We start from the raw sequence: 22,146 nt of genomic DNA, 5'->3' as shown, positions 1-22,146 counted from the left end.
CGGTGGGCATATTAGTGCCTGCCGACTGATGGAGGCATTTAGCCCGTCGGCGTTATGAGACTTTCCGTGGAGGTTCTTCTAATGATATTGGGACGATTTATTCATTCTGCAACAGCCCCTTTTGATTAGTATTCAAGTTTTACATCCTTATCTCTTAGAAAGTCTAGGTATTCGGCAGGAGGCCTTTTGTTAGTAATCATCGTATCAATATCTTCTAGCTTAGCATAGGTCATCAAAGAGCTTATCCCAATCTTTGAATCATCAACTAGTAAGTAGATATGATCGACAATAGAGCATATTGTGCTTTTTATTCTTTGCTCAATAGGATTTTTGTTAGTAAGACCATCCTTGATGGTAAGACCAGAAGTACACATAAAGGCCTTGTCTATATTAAAATCTTTGATGGTAGGAGAGCTTCCCCAATATGTGAAGGAATTACTAGTGTGGTTGTAATAATTACCAACAACGAACAAATTTACATTCTCCATACTAGCAGCTTTTTTTATAATAGATAAGTTGTTAGTAAAAATTGTCAAATGAATATTATTGTCTAAATCGTTTATTAAATTTTCAGTTGTCGTACCAGAATCTATAAAAATCCTATCGCCACTAGTAATAAAATTCTTAGCTATACTTATAATATGAGCCTTCTCATCTTTCTTTAGGTTCTCTCTTTGTTCAAAAGATTTTAACTTATCTGACCTTGCCTTTGCACCACCATATATTTTTGTAATAATATTATCTTCTTCTAACTTTTTCAAATCCCTTCGAATGGTAACTATAGAAACGTTAAATTTTTGGGAGAGCTCTTCTGTAGTGACCTCTCCTTGATTTATTATGTATTTTCCCATGTTTGAAATTCTGTCATTATTCATTATTAATCTCCGTATTAAATCATTCTGTTGATAACATTATAACTTTTATGAGCAAATATATCAAATAAAACGTTTTTTTCTCTTGACATATTATCAAAACAATCATATAATTTAGGTGTAAATGATAAAGTTAATCAAATAAATGATAGTTTTGTTCGAAAGGAGTGTTTTTTTGGCAAGTTTAAAAAAAGAATGTCTAAATATAGATTTAGGCAATTATGTACTATTACAAAATATTGAAGCAAAAAAGTCAATTCTGAACTACATAGGATTAAGAGCCTTGGAGTTAAATGACAAATCATTATATAAGGAAAGCTTAGATGGACAAGAAGCCTGCGTTACAGTTTTATGTGGAAAGGCTAATGTTAAAGTAGGGGAAAACGAATACAAGAATATTGGAAGAAGAGAGAAGAATTTTGACAAGAATCCAACTGATTCAGTTTATATAACAAACAAGGATTCTTTTGAGATAAGTTCTGATTCTAATGCTAGGGTTGTTATCTCCTATGCTATTTCAGATAAGGTTTTAGAATCAAGGTTAATTAAAGCAGAAGATAATAGTGTTGAAAAGAGAGGAAAGGGAATGAATAAGAGATTAGTCAATAATATTCTTCCTGATTCATCAACTATTTCTGACAAGCTTATAGTGGTTGAAGTATATACAGATGAGGCTAATTGGTCATCTTATCCACCACACAAACATGATACAGCTAGTGAAACAGAGACCTTCCTCGAAGAGATTTATTATCATGAGATGGATAAGGAACAAGGATTTGTCTTCCAAAGAGTTTATACAGACGATAGGGTTTTAGATGAAACTATGAGTCTTTATAATAAGGACGCCGTTATGGTTCCAAGAGGATATCATCCAGTTGCTGTTCCTTATGGATATAACTCCTATTATCTAAATGTAATGGCAGGACCAAATAAAGAGTGGAAATTCCATAATGAAAAAGATCATGAATGGATTATAGATAGAAAGGATGTAGAATAATGAGACTTATCAAAAACTATGTAGATGGACAATGGATTGAATCTAAGGCAAAAGAATTCGAAGATGTTTATAACCCAGGTGATGGAGAAGTTATTGCAAAATGCCCTCTATCAACAAGAGATGAAACAAAAGAAGCTATAGAAAATGCAGCAGAGACTTTTAAAACTTGGGGCAAAACTTCAGTTCTATCAAGACAAAAAATATTATTCAAATTACAACAAATCTTAGTCGAACATACCGATGAGCTAGCAAGACTTATTACTCTAGAAAATGGTAAAAATTTCAAAGAAGCTAAGGGAGAAGTTGGAAGAGGAATTGAAAATGTTGAACATGCAGCAAGTATAGCAAATCTTTTGATGGGTGATAATCTTTCAACCATAGCTACAGATGTAGAAGTTCACAATTATAAGTATCCAATAGGAGTTATCGCAGGAATTGCTCCATTTAACTTCCCTATGATGGTACCTTTCTGGATGTTCCCTATGGCTATAGCTTGTGGTAATACAGTGGTTATGAAGCCTAGTGAAAAAACACCAATCTTAATGCAAAGAGTTACAGAACTTTGCGAAGAGGCTGGTCTTCCAAAGGGAGTTTTGAATGTCGTAAATGGTGGAGTTGAAGTTGTTAATGAATTTTTAGAAAATCCACAAGTTGCAGGAATCTCCTTTGTAGGAAGTAAAAACATAGGCGAGTTAGTTTATAGAAAAGGATGCCAACACGATAAGAGAGTTCAAGCCCTAGCTGGTGCTAAAAACCATACAATAATACTTAAAGATGCCGACATAGAAGATACTGTAACTAAGGCTATCGGTGGAGCTTTTGGTTCTGCAGGTGAAAGATGTATGGCAGGCTCTGTTATCCTAGTAGAAGAAGAAATTGCAGACGAATTTGTAGAAAAGTTTACAAAAGCAGCTAAAGAATTAAAAGTTGGAGATGCATCTAAGGATGATGATGTCTTCCTAGGACCTGTTATAAGAAAAGAAAATCAAGAAAGAACTTTCAGATATATAGAAAAAGGAATCGAAGAAGGAGCTAGCCTTATCTTAGATGGTAGAAAAAATATTCCAGAAAAAGGCTTCTTCGTTGGACCAACTATCTTTGATAATTGTAAGGTAGGAATGAAAATTTGGGCTGAAGAAATATTTGCTCCATTTGTTTCTATAATAAGAGTAAAGAGCCTAAAGGAAGCTATTGAGATTGCCCACCAAAATGAATTTGCTAATGGATCTTGTATATTCACAAATAATGCAGCAGCTATAAGATATTTCAGAGAAAATATCGACGCAGGCATGTTGGGAGTAAACTTAGGAGTTCCAGCTCCAGTAGCCTTCTTCGCATTTTCAGGTTGGAAACATTCATTCTATGGCGACCTTCACTGCAATGGTAAAGACTCTATCTTATTCTATACAAGAAGAAAGGTTGTTACTAGCCAACTAAAGACAGGAGAGTTTGACAAATAATGAAATACATTAATTTTCCAGAAGATAGGCAACTTGATCTTATTCTTATTGGAAGAGTGGCTGTTGACTTTAATCCTTCCCCAGAGGAAGGGTTCAAGCCACTAAGTCAAGTTGTAAAATTTGAAAGATATATTGGCGGATCGACAGTAAATACTGCCATAGGTGTTAATAGACATGGCCTAAAAGTAGGAATGATTGCAAAAATTTCTTATGATCAACTAGGAGATTTTGTCCTAGATCATTTGAACAACGAAGAAAATATAGATACAAGTCATATAGTTAGAGCCCAAAATGGTGAAAAAATAGGCCTAACCTTTACTGAAATGAAGTCTGAAAATGAGTCTTCTATATTGATGTATAGGAACATGATAGCAGACTTGGCACTTTCTGTAGATGATATTGATTATGACTACATCAAAAAGGCAAAGGCAATCTTGGTATCAGGCACAGCCCTTGCAGAAAGTCCTTCAAGAGAAGCAGTATTGAAATCGATTTTACTAGCTAAAAAAGCTGGCTGTAAGGTAATATTCGATGTAGACTACAGAAATTACAATTGGAAAAATGAAGATGAGATTTCTATCTATTATTCAATTGTAGCAAAACAAGCAGATATAATAATGGGTTCTAGGGAAGAATTTGACTTAACTGAAAGACTTATAGTCGATAAGGCCCTAGAAGATGAAGAAAGTGCAAAACTTTGGTTTGACCAATCAGCAGAAATTTTGGTAATAAAACATGGCAAAAAAGGTTCAAATGCCTATGTGAAAAATGGCGAATCTTATTCAATCAAGCCATTCCCAGTAAAGGCGAGAAAAGGTTTTGGTGGTGGAGATGGCTATGCATCAGCCTTCCTTTATGCTTTATTTACAGATCATGACATGATTGAATGCCTAGAATATGCTTCAGCAGAAGCTTCTATGATGATTAGATCAAACTCATCATCAGATTTGCCAAATACTAAAGAGCTTGAAGAATTTATCAAAGAAGCCAAAGAGGAACATGGAGAATTTGTAGCAAGAGGTGATTTATAATGAAACTTACTATGGCTCAAGCAATAGTTAAATTTCTTGATAGTCAATATATCAAATACGATGGAGAAGTTAGCAAATTCGTAGACGGTATATTTACAATATTTGGTCATGGAATGGCAGTTGGTTTGGGTCAAGCCCTAGACCAAGATGATCATAACTTAAACGTTTATCAGGGAAGAAGCGAGCAAGGAATGTGCCATGTAGCTACAGCCTTTGCTAAACAAAACAACAGAAGAAAAATCATAGCTTGTAGTGCATCCATAGGACCAGGTAGTGCAAATATGGTAACTGCTGCCGCAACAGCAACTGTAAACAATATTCCACTATTATTGTTTCCATCAGACACATTTGCATCTAGACAACCAGATCCTGTTTTACAACAAGTTCAACAAGCATATGATTTAACAATAACTACTAATGATGCCTTCAAACCAGTAAGCAAATACTGGGATAGGATAAATCGTCCAGAGCAAGTTATGACAGCGCTAATCAATGCTATGAGAGTGTTAACCGACCCTGCAGATACTGGTGCTTGTGTAATAGCTATGCCTCAAGATGTTGAGGGTGAAGCTTACGATTATCCTGAGTATTTTTTTGAAAAAAGAATACATAAAATTCAAAGAAGGATTCCAATACAAGAGGACATAGAAGAAGCAGCAGAGCTTATTAAAAATGCTAAGTATCCACTAGCTATTATAGGCGGAGGAGTTAAATATTCAGAAGCTGGCGAGAGGATAGATGAATTTTTAAACAAATACGAGATACCTTTCGGAGAAACTCAATCTGGAAAATCTGCTATCAAATCATCATCTAAGATGTGCCTAGGGGGAATAGGAGTTACAGGAACCTATGCCGCAAACATCCTAGCTAAAAAAGCAGACTTAATAATAGCGATTGGATCAAGACTTACAGACTTTACAACATCATCTAAGAGATTATTCAAAAATAAGGATGCAAAATTTATAACAATAAATGTCGATAGATTTGACGCCTACAAGATGGATGCCCATCAAATAGTAGCAGATGCAAAACTTGCAATCAACGCTTTGGATGAGCAATTAGACAAGCTTTCCTATAAATCTTCTTATAAAGACGAGATAAAGGAAGCTAAAGAAAAGTGGGATGAGGAAGTTCTTAGACTCAAAAATTATACTTATGGCGAAAATTTCGAAACAATAATAAAACCACAAGATCCTAGAACTGTAAATGAATTTATAGAAAAAACTGGGGGAAAGATAACACAAACATCTGCCATACTAGCCCTTAACGATTTTATCAAGGATAAAGGAATCGTTATCACAGCTGGAGGAAGCTTGCCAAGTGACTTACAAAGACTTTGGAGGACTGACAAAAAGGACGCTTACCACGCAGAATATGGTTATTCATGTATGGGCTATGAAGTAGCTGCCGCCCTTGGAGTAAAGATGGCTGATGAAGCTAGTGATGTCTATGCTGTAGTTGGTGATGCTAGTTTCCAAATGCTAAATAGTGAACTTTCCACAATTATTCAAGAAGGCAAAAAAGTATATATTTTAGTTTTCGACAATAGTGGTTTTGGATGTATAAACAACCTACAAATGAATCATGCTGTAGGAAGTTTAGCGACAGAGTTTAGAAAAAGAAATGGTCAAAGACCTGACGGTGGCCTATTAACAGCGGACTACACCAAGGTTGGAGAAGCTTATGGTTTTAAGGGTTATACAGTAAAGACCTTGGAGGAATTTAAGAAAGCCTTAGCTGACTCTAAAGATGTAGAAGAACCTGTATTAATAGATTTGAAAGTTATACCAAAAACTATGATTGATGGATATGAATCTTGGTGGAATGTAGGTGTAGCTGAAGTTGGTAAAAACGAGGAACAAGAAAAAGTTTACCAAGAAGTTGTTGAAGGAAGAAACGAAGCTAGAAAATATTAAAAGAAGAGGAGAAATATTATGACTATCAAATTTGCTTGCGCACCAATTGCATGGACTAACGACGACCTACCAGAACTTGGGAAAGAAAATACATTTGAACAATGTATCTCAGAGATGGCTCTTGCTGGCTATCAAGGAACAGAAGTTGGAAACAAATACCCAAGAGACCCAGAAGTTCTTAAATCCTACCTAGAACCAAGAAATCTAGAAGTAGCAAGTGCATGGTTTTCTGCATTCTTAACAACAAAACCATATGAAGAAACTAAGAAAGCCTTTATTGAACACAGAGACTTCCTCCATGCTATGGGAGCAAAAGTTATCGTTGTAGCTGAACAAGGTCATTCAATCCAAGGTCAAATGGATACACCAGTATTTAGCAAAAAACCTACATTCACTGATGAAGAATGGGATAGACTAGCTTGTGGCTTAAACAAACTAGGTGAACTTGCTCTAGAAAAAGGCATGAAGATAGTTTACCATCACCATATGGGAACAGGTGTTCAAACAACAGCAGAAGTTGAAAAATTAATGGAAATGACCGATCCTGAAAAAGTATTCTTACTCTATGATACAGGCCACCTAGTATTTTCAGGGGAAGACCCAATTGCCTTTTACAAAAAATTCTCAAAAAGAATTAAACACATCCACTTCAAAGATATAAGAGCTGAAAAACAAAAACAATCAAAAGAAGAAGAATGGTCATTCCTAAAATCTGTATTCCAAGGAACTTTCACAGTACCTTCAGATGGATGCATAGATTTTGAAACTATCATAGATATGATTCTTGAAGATGGCTATGAAGGATGGATCGTAGTAGAAGCAGAACAAGATCCAGCCCTAGCAAATCCATTCTTATATCATAAAAAAGCTAAAAACTTTATGGATATGTTAATAACCAATAAACTTATAGCTAAGAAATAATGGTGGACTTATGTTTTTTGTAATAGCGAGCTTCGCCATCATAGTTTGTCTTATAGGCTTTATCGCCTATAAGAAGACTATGGGCCAAGTAGATACATCATCATCTGAAGGATATTTCCTTGGAGGTAAATCATTAGCTGCCCCAGTAGTTGCTGGAACAATAATAATGACTAACCTTTCAACAGAACAAATAGTAGGACAGAATGGTCAGTCCTATGTTGCTGGAATGCAGGTAATGGCTTGGGAAGTAACAAGTGCTGTTGCTATAGCTCTTCTTGCAGCAGTTTTTCTTCCTAAATATTTTAGGTATGGTATAAATACAATTTCCGATTTTATAGAGATTAGATATGATACTGCAACAAAAAGAATAGTATCAATCCTCTTTATAATCACCTACATGGTATCATTCATGCCAGTTGTATTGTATTCTGGAGCCTTGGTATTTAATAAATTATTTAGGGTTGACCAACTTTTGGGTATTTCTCAGCTATCAGCAGTTACCCTAATGGTAATATTTATAGGAGTAGTTGGTGTCTTGTACCTATTTTTGGGAGGAATGACCCTATCAGCTTACTCAGATACTATTTACCAATTTGGTTTAATCATAGGTGGACTTGCCATACCATTTTTGGGATTGAAATTGTTAGGTGGTGGTTCCTTCCTATCAGGAATTGAACATGTAACTCAAAACACACCAGAATTGTTAAACTCAATAGGAGCGGTTGATTCAAAAATTGTTCCTTGGCCAACCTTGTTTACTGGAATGTTCTTTAACAATCTTTTCTTCTGGTGTACAAATCAAATGATAGTTCAAAAAGCCTTTGCAGCTAGAAATTTGAAAGAAGCACAAAAGGGAGCTTTAATAGTTGGAACCTTCAAAATATTTGGAGCCTTATTCCTAGTATTTCCTGGAGTAGTGGCAAGAAATATGTTTGGTGATCAATTCTTAAGCTTACAAGATGGCGCATATCCACAATTAGTAGTAGATGTCCTACCACAATGGGCTATGGGCTTATTTGGAGCAGTTATATTTGGTGCTATCCTATCATCATTTGCAGGAAGTCTATCATCAACATCAACACTTTTTGCCCTAGACTTCTATAAACCAATTATTAATAAACAAGCTACTGATAAACAGATGGCAAGGATTGGTAAAATAACAAATGTAAGCTTGGGTATAATTTCTATAATAGTTGCACCTTTTATTTCAAAAGCAGGCTCAGGCCTATACGCTTTCGTACAAGAATTTAACGGCCTATACAACATGCCACTATTAATAATGATTCTATGTGCCTTTTATTATAAAGAAGCTACTGCAATAGGAGCAAAAACTACAATGATATTCCATGTTGTTGTTTATGCCCTATCAAAAATTGTATTAAGAGATGTACATTTCTTATATGTATTAAGTGGTCTATTCTTTATAGATTTCCTAGTAATGATTGTAGTTAGTAAATTAACTTTTAAAGGAAAAGGTTTTAACTTGAGCGATTATTCGATTGCCCAGGAGGTAGAAGTAGAACCTTGGTCAAAGGTTACAATTTGCTCAATTATAATAACTTTAGTTGTTGTTGGAACATACTTGTTCTTCTCACCTATGGGAATTGCAAGTGTATAATAAATAAATAGAAAGAGGAGAAAAATTATGAAAAAATTAAATGTAGGTATTTTTGGAGCAGGAAGAATCGGTCAAATCCATGCAATGAACTTGGTAAACAATCCAAACATCAAAATTAAAAGGATTGTTGATCCATTCGCAGATAAGTTAAAAGACTTTGAAGAAAAAATCGGTATAAAATTAGAAACAGACCCTGAAGTTATCTTTAATGATGAAGAAATTGAAGCTGTATTAATCTGTACACCAACAGACACTCACGTTGACTATATAGTAAAATCAGCTGAAAAAGGCAAACACATCTTCTGTGAAAAACCAGTTTCTCTATCAGATGAAGAATCAATGAGAGCTTACAAGGCAGTAAAAGAAGCGGGAGTAAAATTCCAAATCGGTGTTAATAGAAGATATGATAGAAACTTCGCTTATGCCAAAAAATTAATTGATGATGGAAAAGTAGGAGAACTTGAATTAGTAAGAGTAGACTCAAGAGACCCTGAAGCTCCACCATTATCATATGTTAAATCTTCAGGTGGACTTTTCATGGACATGACAATTCATGATTTCGATATGGCAAGATTTTTGACAGGCAAAGAAGTTGTAGAAGTTTATACCCAAGCAACAGTTAAATGCAACAAAGAAATTGAAGGAATAGACGTAGATACAGCAATTATCAATCTAAGATTTGAAGATGATTCAATAGGTGTAATCCTAAATTCAAGAAGAGCTGCCTACGGTTACGATCAAAGAGTAGAAGCTTTTGGTTCAAAGGGAACTGCTATGGTTGAAAATGACCTAGAAGCTAATGTAATTTTTGCTGACAAGGACGGCTATCATGCACCAAATCCTGAATTCTTCTTCCTACAAAGATATACAGGAGCTTACAATGCAGAAATAAATGACTTTGCTGATGCAGTATTCAATGATAGAGAAACATCAGTAACAATTGAAGATGCAATCATGGCTCAAAGAATTGCTATAGCTGCCAAAGAATCTCTAGATTCTGGACAAGCAGTCAAAGTAAGGATGATTGACTAATGAGTGTAAAAAAGAAAATTCTAATAATAGCAGAAACAGGAATATCCGCAGAACTATTTAAAGAAAAATTTCAACACTTTATAGATATCTCAAAGTCATGCGCTTATGTTGAATTAACAAGCTTGAATGACTTTGTCGATAGGCTTAACAAGGAAAAATATACCCACATACTTGTAGCCCCTAACGCTCATATTTTGGAAAATCATATCAAGGAATACCTAAGAAGGGTAGATTCAACCGACACAAAAGTAGAACTAATATCTGAAACAGATTATCTAACTATGAATGTCGAAAGAATAATGCTCGACCAGCTATAAGGAGAAATCATGATAAAAATGGCATAAGAAAAGAAATTAGCCAAGATTTTATAGAAAGATTCTCAGAAAGTTTCAAAGATGAACTAAAAGAATTTGTAGCCTGCGTAAAAGAAAATAGAAAGCCAGAAATAACTGTCTATGATGGCACAGCAGTATCTCATATAGCCTACAAATGCAAGGAAAGCTTTGAAACAGGAAAATTGGTAGATATTGATTAACTTAAAAAGCAAATAGAATTAGTAAACTTACCGAATTAATTTTAATCCGAATGAAATATCGTTATTGAAGAAAGCTCCTCTGGGGCTTTTTTCAATTGTAAAACTTATAGGAGTCTTTGATATACTATGAGATTAAAAGAGATAATTTAATTCCTTGATTTATATTGACTTTTCTATGTATTATCATATATTAGCATAAATCGCAGATTTTTTAGGAGTTATTATGAATCATTACCTAACTGATGATAAGCCAAGCAAGGCCATTATCAAATTTTCCCTTCCTATGATTATAGGATCCTTCTTCCAACAAATTTATACTTTAGTAGATTCTGCTGTAGTTGGCAAATATGTGGGCGAAGCTGCTCTTGCTTCCATTGGAGCAAGCTTTGCCCTTACTACAATTTTTATTTGTATAGCTGTAGGTGGTGGGGCAGGAGCTTCGGTTCTTATAGCTAGATATTTTGGGTCAAGAGATTATAAAAGGATGAAGAGTGCCATTTTTACATCCATGCTTGCCTTCCTTATTATAGCCATAGGCCTTTCAGCCTTTGGCCTTATATTTTCTAGGAAATTAATGGCTATGCTAAATACTCCAGCTGATATTTTGGATATGTCAGTTGTTTATTTAGACATTTATTTTTATGGTCTAGCTTTTTTGTTTATGTACAATATTATCTCAGCCCTCTATCAGGCCCTTGGAGAATCCAGAATCCCCCTATACTTTTTGATTTTTTCTTCAGTATTGAATGTGATTTTGGATGTTTACATGGTTAGGGACTTAGCTTATGGCATAAAGGGAGCAGCCTATGCGACCCTCCTTGCCCAAGGTCTTTCAGCAATATTATCTTTTCTAGTATTTATTAGACATTTGAGAAAATTTGATGTCAATCCTGATAAGCTCTTTGACTTTAAGGAGCTTAGACTAATAAGAAGGCTAGCCCTTCCATCAATCTTGCAACAATCAACTGTAACTATAGGTCAGCTTCTCGTCCAAGCGGTTGTAAATTCTTTCGGCGTAGAAAGTCTTGCGGGATTTTCGGCTGCCATTAGGGTAGAAAGCCTGATTATTGTACCGATAACAAGCCTCGGTAATGCAATTTCTTCTTATAGTTCGCAAAATGTTGGAGCAAGAAAGCTAGATAGGATAGGAAAAGGGCTTAGGGCATCCCTAATACTGCTTGTAGGCTATTGCCTTTTAGTCTTTATAATCCTTAGGACAAATTACTCAGCTATAACAGCCTTCTTTATGAATGAGAACTCATCTGAGCTTGCCATAAGGACTGCCGACTCCTATCTTAAATTTATAGCCTTTTTCTTTATCCTAGTAGGAGGCAAGCACTGTGTTGACGGCGTTCTAAGGGGAGTGGGAGATGTGAGAGTTTTTACCCTAGCTAATATAGTTAACCTATCCCTAAGAGTATTTCTTTCAATGACCCTTGCCCATAAGATAGGTATTTCCATGGTCTGGTATGCAGTACCAATAGGCTGGTTTTCAAATCTAGTAATTTCTTCTATTTATTACGAAAAAATAAGAAAAGACTCTTACAAGTTAATATTTTAATAAAGGATTGCCCTTAATCAATAAGCCATTAATTAAAAATGAACTGACCTTAAAAGTTAGCCCAAAAACTAACAAACAAGATCAGTTCATTTTCATATTTTTAAGTTATTTACTAATATCAGTAGAATTTTTCTTAATAAATTCATCTATTTTTTTGAAATAGTCCTTGTCAGCATAGACTGAATCAGCATGACGAAAGCCTTGGATGATTAATTTCTCCTTAACTCCCTTTTTTATAGCAAACATTTCATCGGTCATCTCTTTTGGGATGAAGTCATCACCAGTAGTATGGATAAACATTATAGGGACTTTGGCTTTGGCTACTTGGTCTATGGGCCTAATCTTTTTTAGGTCGATACCAGCCTTAATTTTTGCCATGGTGTTTGCCATATTTAAGACTGGAAAGCTTGGAAGTTTAAATCTTAGCTTTAATTCCTTGGAGAATATCTCCCACACAGAGCTATAACCGCAATCGTCAATAATTGATGTAATATTCTTTGGTAAATCAAAGCCTGAAGCATTTAGGACTGTGGCTGCTCCCATGGAAGTACCATGGAGGCTAATTTGGGCTTTTGGATTTTCCTTTATAATGTAAGCTACAAAATTCATCAAGTCTTCACTATCCCTACCACCCATGCCTATATATTTTCCTTGGCTAGGCTTATGACCTCGCAAGCTATAGGTTAGGACATTGTAGCCTAACTCGTAAAAGTTTGCAGCAAGGATTTGGGCCTTCTTTTCGCTGGATTGGTAGCCATGAACAACTATAATCCACTTATCCGTCTTTTGGGCTTGCTTAAAGATGTGTCCGTAGAGGGTCAAGTCATCCTTAGTCTTTACCTTTATATCGCGAGTTAGCTCTCTTACATCTACTAGCCATTCATCCCTCTTATTCTCCAATTCTTTCTTTCGCTTTTCCTTTATATCTTCATAAACTGTAGGGTTTTTCTTCTTGGGCCTATTCTTTCCGCCAGCATTTGCTACAAGGGCGTAGTTTACAAAATAAGAACCCACAAAATAAGTCGTTCCTATTATAAGAAATAGGCAAGCGACAATAATTCTTTTCCAATATTTTTTAATAAATTTCATAATCACCTCGTTTTTAAAACTAGATGAATATACTTTATATTTTAATTTCCAAAAGTCAATAAATTATAGGACGAATTGAGCTATACATTTGGAAATCTTAATTATATCGACGTTAGACCTAAAATCGAAGCTTAGCTTGCTTCCATCAGTAAAGGCGAGGATAAGTTCGCTATCTATATCGAGAAGACCTGCACTTTCTACTCCGAAATATTGAACTTTAGAATAAGGGTAGGAAATGTAGGATTTTTTCTTTCCTGTTATTCCCTGAACATTTACAACAAGAATCCTTTTTGTAGTAAAAATAACCTGATCTCTTATAGTTTCAAAAGCTTGAACCATATCCTCACCGCCAACAAGAAAGTCCAAGACTTCCTTTCTAACTTTGCTAAGGTCAATTTGTTTGAGGTTAAATGTATTGGAATCTCCGATAATTCCGCTTCCTATTACTGGCATAATTTCTCCTTTTTTCTTTGATTATAACATTTATTTATCTATTAACAAAAAAAACTCGAGCCTAAGCCCGAGCCTTGTTTGTAATTAGATTAATTTTTTAACTTCTTCTAGAGCCTTATCGAAGTCAACCTCGTTAGTAACTTCAGGAACATATTCTACATATTGGATAATTCCTTCTTTATCTACGATTACTACTCCCCTTGTCAAAAGCTTTAGCTCATCAATCAAGAAGCCGTACTTGTAACCGAATTCTCTTTCCTTGTAGTCAGAAACCATTTCAAGGTTTTTGATATCTTCGTTAGAGCAAAATCTTGCTTGAGCAAAAGGTAGGTCTTCTGTGATAGTAACAATTACTATATCATCAGATAATTCTAGGGCATCCTTGTTGAATTTCTTAGCTTGAAGAGCACATACACTTGTATCAAGTGAAGGTGCTACTGAATAAACAACAAGCTTTCCCTTCAAATCTTCTGAGTTGAAATCAGAAAGGTCATTCTTTGTTGCTGTAAAAGCTTCTGCCTTATCTCCCTTTTTAACTTGTGTACCTAATAAATTTATTTTATTTCCTGCAAATGTTATATTCATAATTCCTCCTAAAAATATCTTTTTACAAAATTATTATACCCAAATAATGTTAAAAAAGTACCCTAAATTTAAAAATTCTAATAATTTATCTTATAAATTACTTTGCTAGCTCTTTGCCTATTCTAAGTGGTTGTGAAATTTCACTTAGCATGTAAAAAATTCCTATCTCCGACACAAATCCCTAAAATTCAAGCTTAATTGACTTAGAAGACTAGGGATGCTATCATATAATTGTAAGAAAAAAATATGTATTGAGGAGGATACACATGAAAGAAAAAATTCAAAGATTTGGTGGAGCGATGTTCACACCTGTTATGCTTTTTGCAGTCAGTGCTCTACTAATAGGCTTTGGAATCCTTTTTACAACTGAAGTAATTATGGGTCCAATAGCTAGTGAAGGAACACTGTGGTTTGGATTTTGGGATATGATTCTATCCGGAGCCTGGGTAGTATTTAATCAATTACCATTATTATTTGCAATAGCTCTTCCAATAGGACTTGCCAAGAAGCAAAATGCCAGAGCGAGCATGGAAGCTTTTGTTATCTACCTAGTTTTCTTAAACTATGTATCAACAATTCTAAAACATTGGGGAGGAAGTTTTGGAGTAGATTTCACCCAAGAGGTGGGCGGAGCAAGCGGTCTTGCTATGATTGCAAATATCAAGACCCTAGATATGGGAATGATGGGAGCCCTTTTAATATCTGGCATCGCTATTTACCTACACAACAAATTTTTCGATACTAGACTTCCAGAAGCCTTGGGAGTATTTAAGGGTTCAGCCTTTGTTTTGGGAGTTGGCTTTATAGTAATGATACCTGTGGCTTTCCTAGCGGTATTGATTTGGCCTAAGGTTCAAGCTGGAATGAATATCTTTAGGGATGTGATTCTAAACTCTGGAACAGCTGGTGTTGGAATATTTGTTCTTTTGGAAAGACTCTTGATTCCCTTTGGTCTTCACCACTTGTTGTATGCACCAATGTTTTATGATAGCTTGGTTGTTCCTGGAGGAATTTATGCTTATTGGGCACAAAATCTTCCACAAATCGCAAAAGCAGCTGGCTCTCTAAAGGAAATTGCACCTTATGCCCAATTAACTGCAACAGGTTGGTCTAAGATATTCGGCTGTGTCGGTGTTGGACTTGCCTTCTACAAGACAGCCCTTCCAGAAAACAAAAAGAAAATTGCAGGACTTATGATTCCGGTAGTCCTTACTGCAGTCCTCAGTGGAGTTACAGAACCAATAGAATTTACTTTCTTGTTTATCGCTCCTCAATTATTCGTAGTTCACGCAATCCTCGCAGCTATCTTGGCTATGGTCATGAATATATTCGGTGTTGTAGGAATATATTCTGGAGGAGTTATAGAGATGGCATCCCTAAACTGGATACCTCTTGGTGCTCATCACTGGAAGACCTACCTAATCATGTTAGTAATCGGTCTTATTGCAATAGCAGTTTGGTATTTTGTATTTAGCTTCCTTATAGTTAAGTTTAACTTCCAAACACCAGGCAGAACTGCTTCAGAGGACTCTAACAAGCTTTATACAAAGAAAGACTACAAGGCTAAAAAGCAAAAAGAAGGAACAGAAGGAAAAATCGTAAAAGAAGCAGATAAGTTTGAGTTAATGGCTGACGAAATCCTAGCAGGCCTTGGTGGTAAGGAAAATATCAAAGACTTTACTAATTGCGTAACAAGACTTAGAGTTAACGTGATTGACCCAGAAAAAGTAGCTGACGATTCTTATTTCAGGGAAATAGGAACCTATGGAATTGCTAAAAGCGGAAATTCTGTCCATGTAATAGTTGGAATGGATATCCAATATGTAGCAGACGCCTTTGGCGAATTAGTATAAATAGAAAAGAAAAGATAGAAAAGAATAAAAGAAAAATTTAGCAAAAGAAGGAGAAAATTATGACACAAAAACATTCAATCGTAATCGCAGGTGGTGGATCAACATTTACACCAGGAATTATCGGCATGCTCTTGGATAATCTCGACAGATTTCCACTAAGATCAGTTAAGTTATATGATAATGACTCACAAAGACAAGAAATAATAGGTAAGGCCCTTGAAATATTTATAAAGGAAAGACATCCAGAAATTAAATTCACTTATACAACAGATCCTAAGGAAGGCTTTAGCGATGTTGATTTCGTTCTTGCCCAACTAAGGGTTGGTAAGTATGAAATGCGTGATAGGGATGAGAAAGTTCCATTAAAACATGGCTGTATAGGTCAAGAAACATGCGGACCAGGTGGAATGAGCTATGGTATGCGTTCAATCGGTGGAGTTCTAGAAATCCTAGACTATATGGAAGAATACTCACCAGATGCTTGGATGCTTAACTACTCAAATCCAGCTGCAATCGTTGCAGAAGCTACAAGAAGATTAAGACCAAACTCAAAAATCATCAACATCTGCGATATGCCAATCGATCTAATGTATAAGATGGCAGATATGGTAGGACTTAAAGAATGGCAAGAGCTTGACTTCTCTTATTATGGTCTAAACCACTTCGGTTGGTTTACAGCGATTTCTGACAAAGAGGGTAATGACCTTATGCCTCAAATCAAAAAGCACGTTTCAGTTAATGGCTTTGCTGATGGAATAGGAACAGCTCAACACCTTGATCCATCATGGGTAGAAACCTTCACCAAGGCAAAAGACGTTTATGCCCTAGACCCAGCAACAATTCCAAATACCTACCTCAAATACTACTTCTACCCAGACTTTGTATTGGAGCATACCGATCCAAAACACACAAGAGTAGATGAAGTAAGAGAAGGAAGAGAAAAACAAGTCTTTGGTTTCTGTCAAGATATAATCGATAAGGGAACAGCAGAAGGAGTTGAAATAGAACTTGACGCTCACGCAACCTACATCGTAGACCTTGCCATTGCCCTTGCTGAAAACACAAAGGAAAGATTCCTACTTATAGTTGAAAACAATGGGGCAATTCCAAACTTCGACCCAACAGCAATGGTAGAAATTCCTTGCCTAGTTGGTAAAAATGGAATCGAAAAAATCAACCAAGGCCCAATTCCACAATTCCAAAAAGGACTAATGGAACAACAAGTTTCAGTAGAAAAACTCGTAGTAGAAGCTTGGATTGAAGGAAGCTACCTAAAGATGTGGCAAGCCCTAACCCTTTCACAAACAGTACCAAGTGCAAAAGTTGCGAGGGAACTTCTTGATGATTTAATAGAAGCAAACAAGGGTTACTGGCCAGAACTAAACTAATAGTAAATATATAATATTAAAAATCTCTACTTGGCGTATAGTATGCTTAGTAGAGATTTTTTAGTGGAAAAATTTATATATAAGTTTAACAATAGGGGTGATACTATCAGTTTAGAAAAATTAATAAGGGATAATGAACACAAATTTACCCAGACAGACTATGTGATAGCCAATGAAATATTACAAAGAGGTCTTGCCTATTCGCTAACCATCAATGAATTTGCAGGAATTTGTTACACATCGAGGACTTCTGTCCTAAGATTTGCCAAAAAGCTGGGCTTTAATGGTTACAATGACTTAAAATATTATATATTAAACGAAAAGATTGACATTGTAACATCAACTTCAAGCAAAAAAGACCTAAAGTTAGAGCAAACTTACCAAAAACTAGAAACGAGCAAAAGAGCCTTTATCTACGGAAATGGAGCCTATGAAAATATAATAAAGGATTCCATAAAAAGGTTTCTCTTTGACGTAGGCATCCTCGCTGAAAGCTACGCTGGGGCTGAGGAGATAGTTGCCTTTGACAAAAAAATGCTAGAAGATAGTTTGGTTATCATAGTCGACTTTTCCAATGATAAAAGAAGCGAAGAACTTATGTTTCAAATTGCAAGCATAAACTGTGGCAAAATTATAATAGGAAGCGAATATAGGTCTATGACAAAAAGTGATTACAATATATTCTTGAAAGAAGAAAATAGAAAATTAAGATTGATCAGTCCCTACATCTTAGAATTGGAAAAGTTTTTTACTGGATTTATAGAAAGGCATAGCCATGATATTGATGAATTTAATTAGGGAAAACTATTCTAAGCTCAACAAAAATGATCTTAGAATATATTCCTACATAGTACAAAACAAAAGCGAGGCCAATGAGCTTTCCATTAATGAACTTGCCGATAAACTTGACCTAAGCACAAGTTCCATCATGACCTTTACCAAAAAGTTGGGACTTGAAGGCTATAGCGAACTAAGATATCTAATCAAGTGGAGCGAGGAAGAAATCCAGGGCTCTTCTTTCGATGACAATGAGATAGAATATACCAAAAATGACATCAACCTAACTATGACTATGATGTCTTCTCTAAACCTTGATGGACTCTTTGAAAGCCTAAATGAGGCGGAAAGGATCTTCGTAATAGGCAATGGCTATGTCCAACACAATGTAGCAGAAGAACTCAAAAGAAACTTCCTAAATGTTGGAAAAATCGTAAATATCATAGACCAAGCCAGCGACTACGAACAATATGTAGATATGATTGGCGAAGGAGACGTCCTCTTTGTCCTATCCTTTAGGGGAGAGAACAAGAGCTTAATAGACTTTTTAGATAGGCTTGATAAAAACGTGGTCATAGCATCCATAACCAAACTATCCAACAACACCATATCCCACAGGTCTGATTACAACATAGCCTTCGTCACTCACGAAGTCTTTGACTTCAACCAAAGGATGAAGATATCGCCGATTTCTCAATACTATGTAGTAATAGACTTTATAATCCTAAAATATCTTTCATTCATAGAAAGAAAAGTAAGAAGCAAAAAAAGAAAAGCACAAAGACCATCAAGTCAAGAAATATAAGTAATTTACTTGACAATAAAGCATAATACATGTAAAATATTTAAAGATTGGCATAGATTGCCAATTATTTAATTATAAAAGAAAAGGAGGTGCATTATGCCTACAATCAATCAACTTGTTAGAAAAGGTAGAAAAAGCGAAAAATCTAAATCAGATACACCAGCTTTAGGTTACAACTACAACACACTTAAAAGTAGAATTACACCAAACCAATCACCACAAAAACGTGGAGTTTGTACATCTGTAAGAACTGTAACACCTAAAAAGCCAAACTCAGCGTTAAGAAAAATTGCCAGAGTTAGACTTACAAACGGAGCTGAAGTACTATCTTACATTCCAGGAATTGGACACAATCTTCAAGAACACAGCGTTGTATTAATTAGAGGTGGAAGAGTAAAGGACCTTCCAGGTGTTAGATACCACATCATCAGAGGTACTCTAGATACAGCAGGAGTTGACGGAAGAAAACAAGGAAGATCTAAGTACGGAGCTAAAAAAGCTTAGTATTTAGCAAAATAAGTGCATAATGTACCTATTTATATACAAGGTATATGTGCACACTAACGATTACTTTGTAATCGAGTACTCAAGATATTACACATAATTGGTAAAGGAGGGAAGAAAAGTGTCAAGAAAAGGACATATACCAAAAAGAGAGGTAATGCCTGATGCTAAGTACAACGATAGAGTTGTTACTAAGCTAATCAATAACGTAATGTTAGATGGTAAAAAAGGCCTTGCTACAAGAATAGTTTATGAAGCTTTTGATATCGTTAATGAAACAACAGGTAACGATGCCTTAGAAGTATTCTATCAAGCTATGGAAAATATAATGCCAACACTAGAAGTAAAAGCCAGAAGAATTGGTGGTGCTAACTACCAAGTGCCAATGGAAGTAAGACCAGAAAGAAGACAAACACTTGCTCTTAGATGGTTAGTTAACTTCGCAAGAGCACGTGGCGAAAAAACTATGGTAGAAAGATTATCTAAAGAAATATTAGATGCTTCAAACAACGCTGGTGCAGCAGTAAGAAGAAAAGAAGAAATGCACAGAGCAGCAGAAGCAAACAAAGCTTTCGCACACTATAGATACTAGAAATAGGGGGACAAATGAAAAGAGACGTCTCATTAAAGGACACCAGAAACATAGGTATCATGGCCCATATAGATGCTGGTAAAACAACTGTAACAGAAAGAATGTTATACTATACCGGAAAAATCTATAAAATTGGAGATACTCATGATGGTACCGCAGTAATGGACTCCATGGAACAAGAAAAAGAGCGTGGAATCACAATCGGTTCTGCTGCTACAACTTGTTATTGGAACAACAACAGAATCAACATCATAGACACTCCTGGCCACGTGGACTTTACTGTAGAAGTAGAAAGATCACTAAGGGTACTAGATGGCGCAGTTGCACTATTTGATGCAAAAAGCGGTGTAGAACCTCAATCAGAAACAGTTTGGAGACAAGCTGACAAGTACGACATTCCAAGAATTTGTTTCATTAACAAAATGGATGCTACTGGTGCTGACTTCTTCATGGCTGTTGATACTATTAAAGATAAACTAAAAGCAAACGCAGTTCCAATAGAAATTCCAATAGGTGCAGAGCAACAATTCGAAGGAGTAATTGATCTTGTAACTATGGAATCTGTAACCTACAACACGGAAGACCTTGGAGCTCACCCAATCAAAGGTGAAATTCCAGCAAACCTAGTAGATCTTGCAGAAGAATACAGAGCTAACCTACTTGAAGAACTTTCAGAAATTGATGATAACATCATGATGAAATACCTTGAAGGCGAAGAAGTATCTGTAGAAGAAATCAATGCTGCAATTAGAAAAGGAACTATAGAAAAGAAAATATTCCCATGTCTATGTGGATCAGCTTACAAGAATAAGGGAGTACAAGCCCTTCTTGATGCTATCGTAGAATTTATGCCAAGCCCACTAGATATACCAGCAATCCAAGGAACTGACCCTAAAGATGACTCAGTAATCCTAGAAAGACACCCTGGAGATGAGCAACCACTATCAGCTCTAGCCTTCAAGGTAGTAACAGATCCATATGTAGGTAAACTAATCTATGTAAGAATCTACTCTGGTACAATCGAATCAGGCTCATACATCTACAACGCAACTAAAGGAAAAAGGGAAAGAGTTGGACGTATCATGCAAATGCACTCCAACAAACAACAAGAAATCGAAACAGGTTTCTCTGGAGATATCGTAGCCCTACTAGGACTTAAAGATACAACAACTGGAGATAGCTTATGCGATCAAGATAACCCAATAATCCTTGAAAACATGGAATTCCCAGACCCAGTAATCTCAGTTGCTATTGAACCAAAAACAAGAGCATCTCAAGATAAAATGATTGTAGGTCTTCAAAAACTTGCAGAAGAAGATCCAACCTTCCAAACAAAATCAGACGAAGAAACAGGTCAAACAATCATCTCAGGAATGGGAGAGCTTCACCTTGAAGTAATCGTAGACAGACTTCTAAGAGAATTCAAAGTAGAAGCAAACATCGGTAACCCACAAGTAGCTTACAGAGAATCAATCACCAAAGAAGCAGAAGCACAAGGTAAGTTTGTAAGACAATCAGGTGGTTCTGGTCAATATGGTGATGTTATACTTCAAGTTATGCCAGGCAAGGAAGGCGAAGGAATTACCTTCGAATCTAAGATTGTCGGTGGTGCTGTACCAAAAGAATACATCAAGCCAGTAGAAGCAGGTGTAAGAGAAGCAGCTCTAAGCGGAATCCTTGGTGGCTACCCAATGGTAGACATCCATGTAATCCTAGTAGATGGTTCTTACCACGAAGTCGACTCATCAGAAGTTGCCTTCCACGTTGCAGGAAGCATGGGCTTTAAAAACGCAGTAGCAAAAGCTGGCCCAATCCTACTAGAACCACTAGAAAAAGTAGAAATTACAACTCCAGACGAATACCTCGGAGATGTAATGGGCGATATTTCATCAAGAAGAGGAAAGATTGACGGAATGAATCCAAAAGATGGAATTCACGTTCTAGATGCCTTCATTCCACTATCAGAAATGTTCGGATATGCAACAGACCTAAGAAGTAAAACTCAAGGTAGAGCAACATACTCTATGCAATTCGACCACTATGCACAAGTTCCAGAATCTGTAAAAGAACAAGTATTAGACAAATAATAATATAGGAGAATAAAATGAGCAAACAAACATTTGAAAGAGTAAAACCACATATTAATATTGGTACAAT

The 22,146-nt window shown here is 35.8% G+C and carries 20 protein-coding genes; 16 read left to right on the top strand and 4 right to left on the bottom strand.

Annotated elements, in window-relative coordinates; all coding sequences use genetic code 11:
- Positions 1-125 precede the first annotated feature (125 nt).
- Positions 126-875, bottom strand: coding sequence for a DeoR/GlpR family DNA-binding transcription regulator (locus P6936_RS03890; protein ID WP_004837162.1), 750 nt, complete (start codon positions 873-875; stop codon positions 126-128).
- Positions 876-1,047: 172 nt separating this feature from the next.
- On the opposite strand from P6936_RS03890, the gene iolB reads away from it, so the two are divergent.
- The 9 genes from iolB (at position 1,048) to P6936_RS03845 (ending at position 11,943) form a co-directional block, all read left to right on the top strand.
- On the top strand, positions 1,048-1,869 hold the full coding sequence (gene iolB, locus P6936_RS03885) for a 5-deoxy-glucuronate isomerase (protein ID WP_060929299.1): 822 nt from the start codon (positions 1,048-1,050) through the stop codon (positions 1,867-1,869).
- Positions 1,869-3,329, top strand: coding sequence for a CoA-acylating methylmalonate-semialdehyde dehydrogenase (locus P6936_RS03880; protein WP_060929298.1), 1,461 nt, complete (start codon positions 1,869-1,871; stop codon positions 3,327-3,329). Before iolB ends, P6936_RS03880 begins: the two co-directional genes overlap by 1 nt.
- Positions 3,329-4,360 (top strand): 5-dehydro-2-deoxygluconokinase, encoded by a 1,032-nt coding sequence (gene iolC, locus P6936_RS03875; protein ID WP_276880894.1) that lies wholly within the window; start codon positions 3,329-3,331, stop codon positions 4,358-4,360. Before P6936_RS03880 ends, iolC begins: the two co-directional genes overlap by 1 nt.
- Positions 4,360-6,276 (top strand): 3D-(3,5/4)-trihydroxycyclohexane-1,2-dione acylhydrolase (decyclizing), encoded by a 1,917-nt coding sequence (gene iolD / locus P6936_RS03870; RefSeq protein WP_276880893.1) that lies wholly within the window; start codon positions 4,360-4,362, stop codon positions 6,274-6,276. Before iolC ends, iolD begins: the two co-directional genes overlap by 1 nt.
- 18 nt (positions 6,277-6,294) lie before the next feature.
- Entirely contained in the window at positions 6,295-7,197 is a 903-nt protein-coding gene (gene iolE, locus P6936_RS03865) for a myo-inosose-2 dehydratase (RefSeq protein ID WP_004837167.1), read from the top strand.
- Between the two features lie 10 nt (positions 7,198-7,207).
- Entirely contained in the window at positions 7,208-8,815 is a 1,608-nt protein-coding gene (locus P6936_RS03860) for a solute:sodium symporter family transporter (RefSeq protein WP_004837168.1), read from the top strand.
- Between the two features lie 27 nt (positions 8,816-8,842).
- Entirely contained in the window at positions 8,843-9,847 is a 1,005-nt protein-coding gene (gene iolG, locus P6936_RS03855) for an inositol 2-dehydrogenase (protein ID WP_004837169.1), read from the top strand.
- A complete protein-coding gene (locus tag P6936_RS03850) occupies positions 9,847-10,164 on the top strand; it encodes a hypothetical protein (protein ID WP_004837170.1) in 318 nt (105 codons plus the stop codon). Before iolG ends, P6936_RS03850 begins: the two co-directional genes overlap by 1 nt.
- 441 nt (positions 10,165-10,605) lie before the next feature.
- Positions 10,606-11,943 (top strand): MATE family efflux transporter, encoded by a 1,338-nt coding sequence (locus P6936_RS03845; RefSeq protein ID WP_276880892.1) that lies wholly within the window; start codon positions 10,606-10,608, stop codon positions 11,941-11,943.
- 105 nt (positions 11,944-12,048) lie between these two features.
- On the opposite strand, the gene P6936_RS03840 is transcribed toward P6936_RS03845, so the two are convergent.
- The 3 genes from P6936_RS03840 to tpx all read right to left on the bottom strand — a co-directional run bounded on the left by P6936_RS03840 (position 12,049) and on the right by tpx (position 14,070).
- Positions 12,049-13,032: an alpha/beta hydrolase gene (locus tag P6936_RS03840; protein WP_276863622.1), complete on the bottom strand. Its 984-nt coding sequence runs from the start codon at positions 13,030-13,032 to the stop codon at positions 12,049-12,051.
- 63 nt (positions 13,033-13,095) lie between these two features.
- The gene (locus P6936_RS03835) at positions 13,096-13,485 is read right to left on the bottom strand and encodes a PH domain-containing protein (RefSeq protein ID WP_276863624.1); all 390 of its coding nucleotides are present in this window, start codon (positions 13,483-13,485) and stop codon (positions 13,096-13,098) included.
- An 84-nt stretch (positions 13,486-13,569) separates the two neighbouring features.
- Positions 13,570-14,070, bottom strand: coding sequence for a thiol peroxidase (gene tpx, locus P6936_RS03830; protein ID WP_276880891.1), 501 nt, complete (start codon positions 14,068-14,070; stop codon positions 13,570-13,572).
- A gap of 266 nt (positions 14,071-14,336) precedes the next feature.
- Between tpx and P6936_RS03825 the strand changes: the two genes are divergently transcribed.
- The 7 genes from P6936_RS03825 (at position 14,337) to fusA (ending at position 22,076) form a co-directional block, all read left to right on the top strand.
- Positions 14,337-15,923 carry an alpha-glucoside-specific PTS transporter subunit IIBC gene (locus P6936_RS03825; RefSeq protein ID WP_060929293.1) on the top strand — a complete coding sequence of 529 codons (1,587 nt, stop codon included), beginning with the start codon at positions 14,337-14,339 and terminating at the stop codon, positions 15,921-15,923.
- A gap of 59 nt (positions 15,924-15,982) precedes the next feature.
- Entirely contained in the window at positions 15,983-17,311 is a 1,329-nt protein-coding gene (locus P6936_RS03820; protein ID WP_276880890.1) for a 6-phospho-alpha-glucosidase, read from the top strand.
- A gap of 63 nt (positions 17,312-17,374) precedes the next feature.
- Positions 17,375-18,109 (top strand): MurR/RpiR family transcriptional regulator, encoded by a 735-nt coding sequence (locus P6936_RS03815; protein WP_276880889.1) that lies wholly within the window; start codon positions 17,375-17,377, stop codon positions 18,107-18,109.
- A complete protein-coding gene (locus P6936_RS03810; RefSeq protein ID WP_276880888.1) occupies positions 18,087-18,893 on the top strand; it encodes a MurR/RpiR family transcriptional regulator in 807 nt (268 codons plus the stop codon). The genes P6936_RS03815 and P6936_RS03810 overlap by 23 nt, the downstream gene beginning before the upstream one ends.
- A 96-nt stretch (positions 18,894-18,989) precedes the next feature.
- Entirely contained in the window at positions 18,990-19,397 is a 408-nt protein-coding gene (gene rpsL, locus P6936_RS03805; RefSeq protein ID WP_004834930.1) for a 30S ribosomal protein S12, read from the top strand.
- A 121-nt stretch (positions 19,398-19,518) separates the two neighbouring features.
- Positions 19,519-19,989, top strand: a complete 471-nt coding sequence (rpsG, locus tag P6936_RS03800) for a 30S ribosomal protein S7 (protein WP_060929289.1) — start codon at positions 19,519-19,521, stop codon at positions 19,987-19,989.
- A 14-nt stretch (positions 19,990-20,003) separates the two neighbouring features.
- Positions 20,004-22,076 carry an elongation factor G gene (fusA, locus tag P6936_RS03795; RefSeq protein ID WP_276880887.1) on the top strand — a complete coding sequence of 691 codons (2,073 nt, stop codon included), beginning with the start codon at positions 20,004-20,006 and terminating at the stop codon, positions 22,074-22,076.
- The last annotated feature ends 70 nt before the right edge of the window (positions 22,077-22,146 follow it).

Origin of the sequence: Anaerococcus tetradius (genome assembly GCF_947087635.1) — a bacterium.
In the GTDB taxonomy this organism is placed as follows: Bacteria; Bacillota; Clostridia; order Tissierellales; family Peptoniphilaceae; genus Anaerococcus; species Anaerococcus tetradius.
This window is presented reverse-complemented; position numbering and strand designations above follow the sequence as displayed.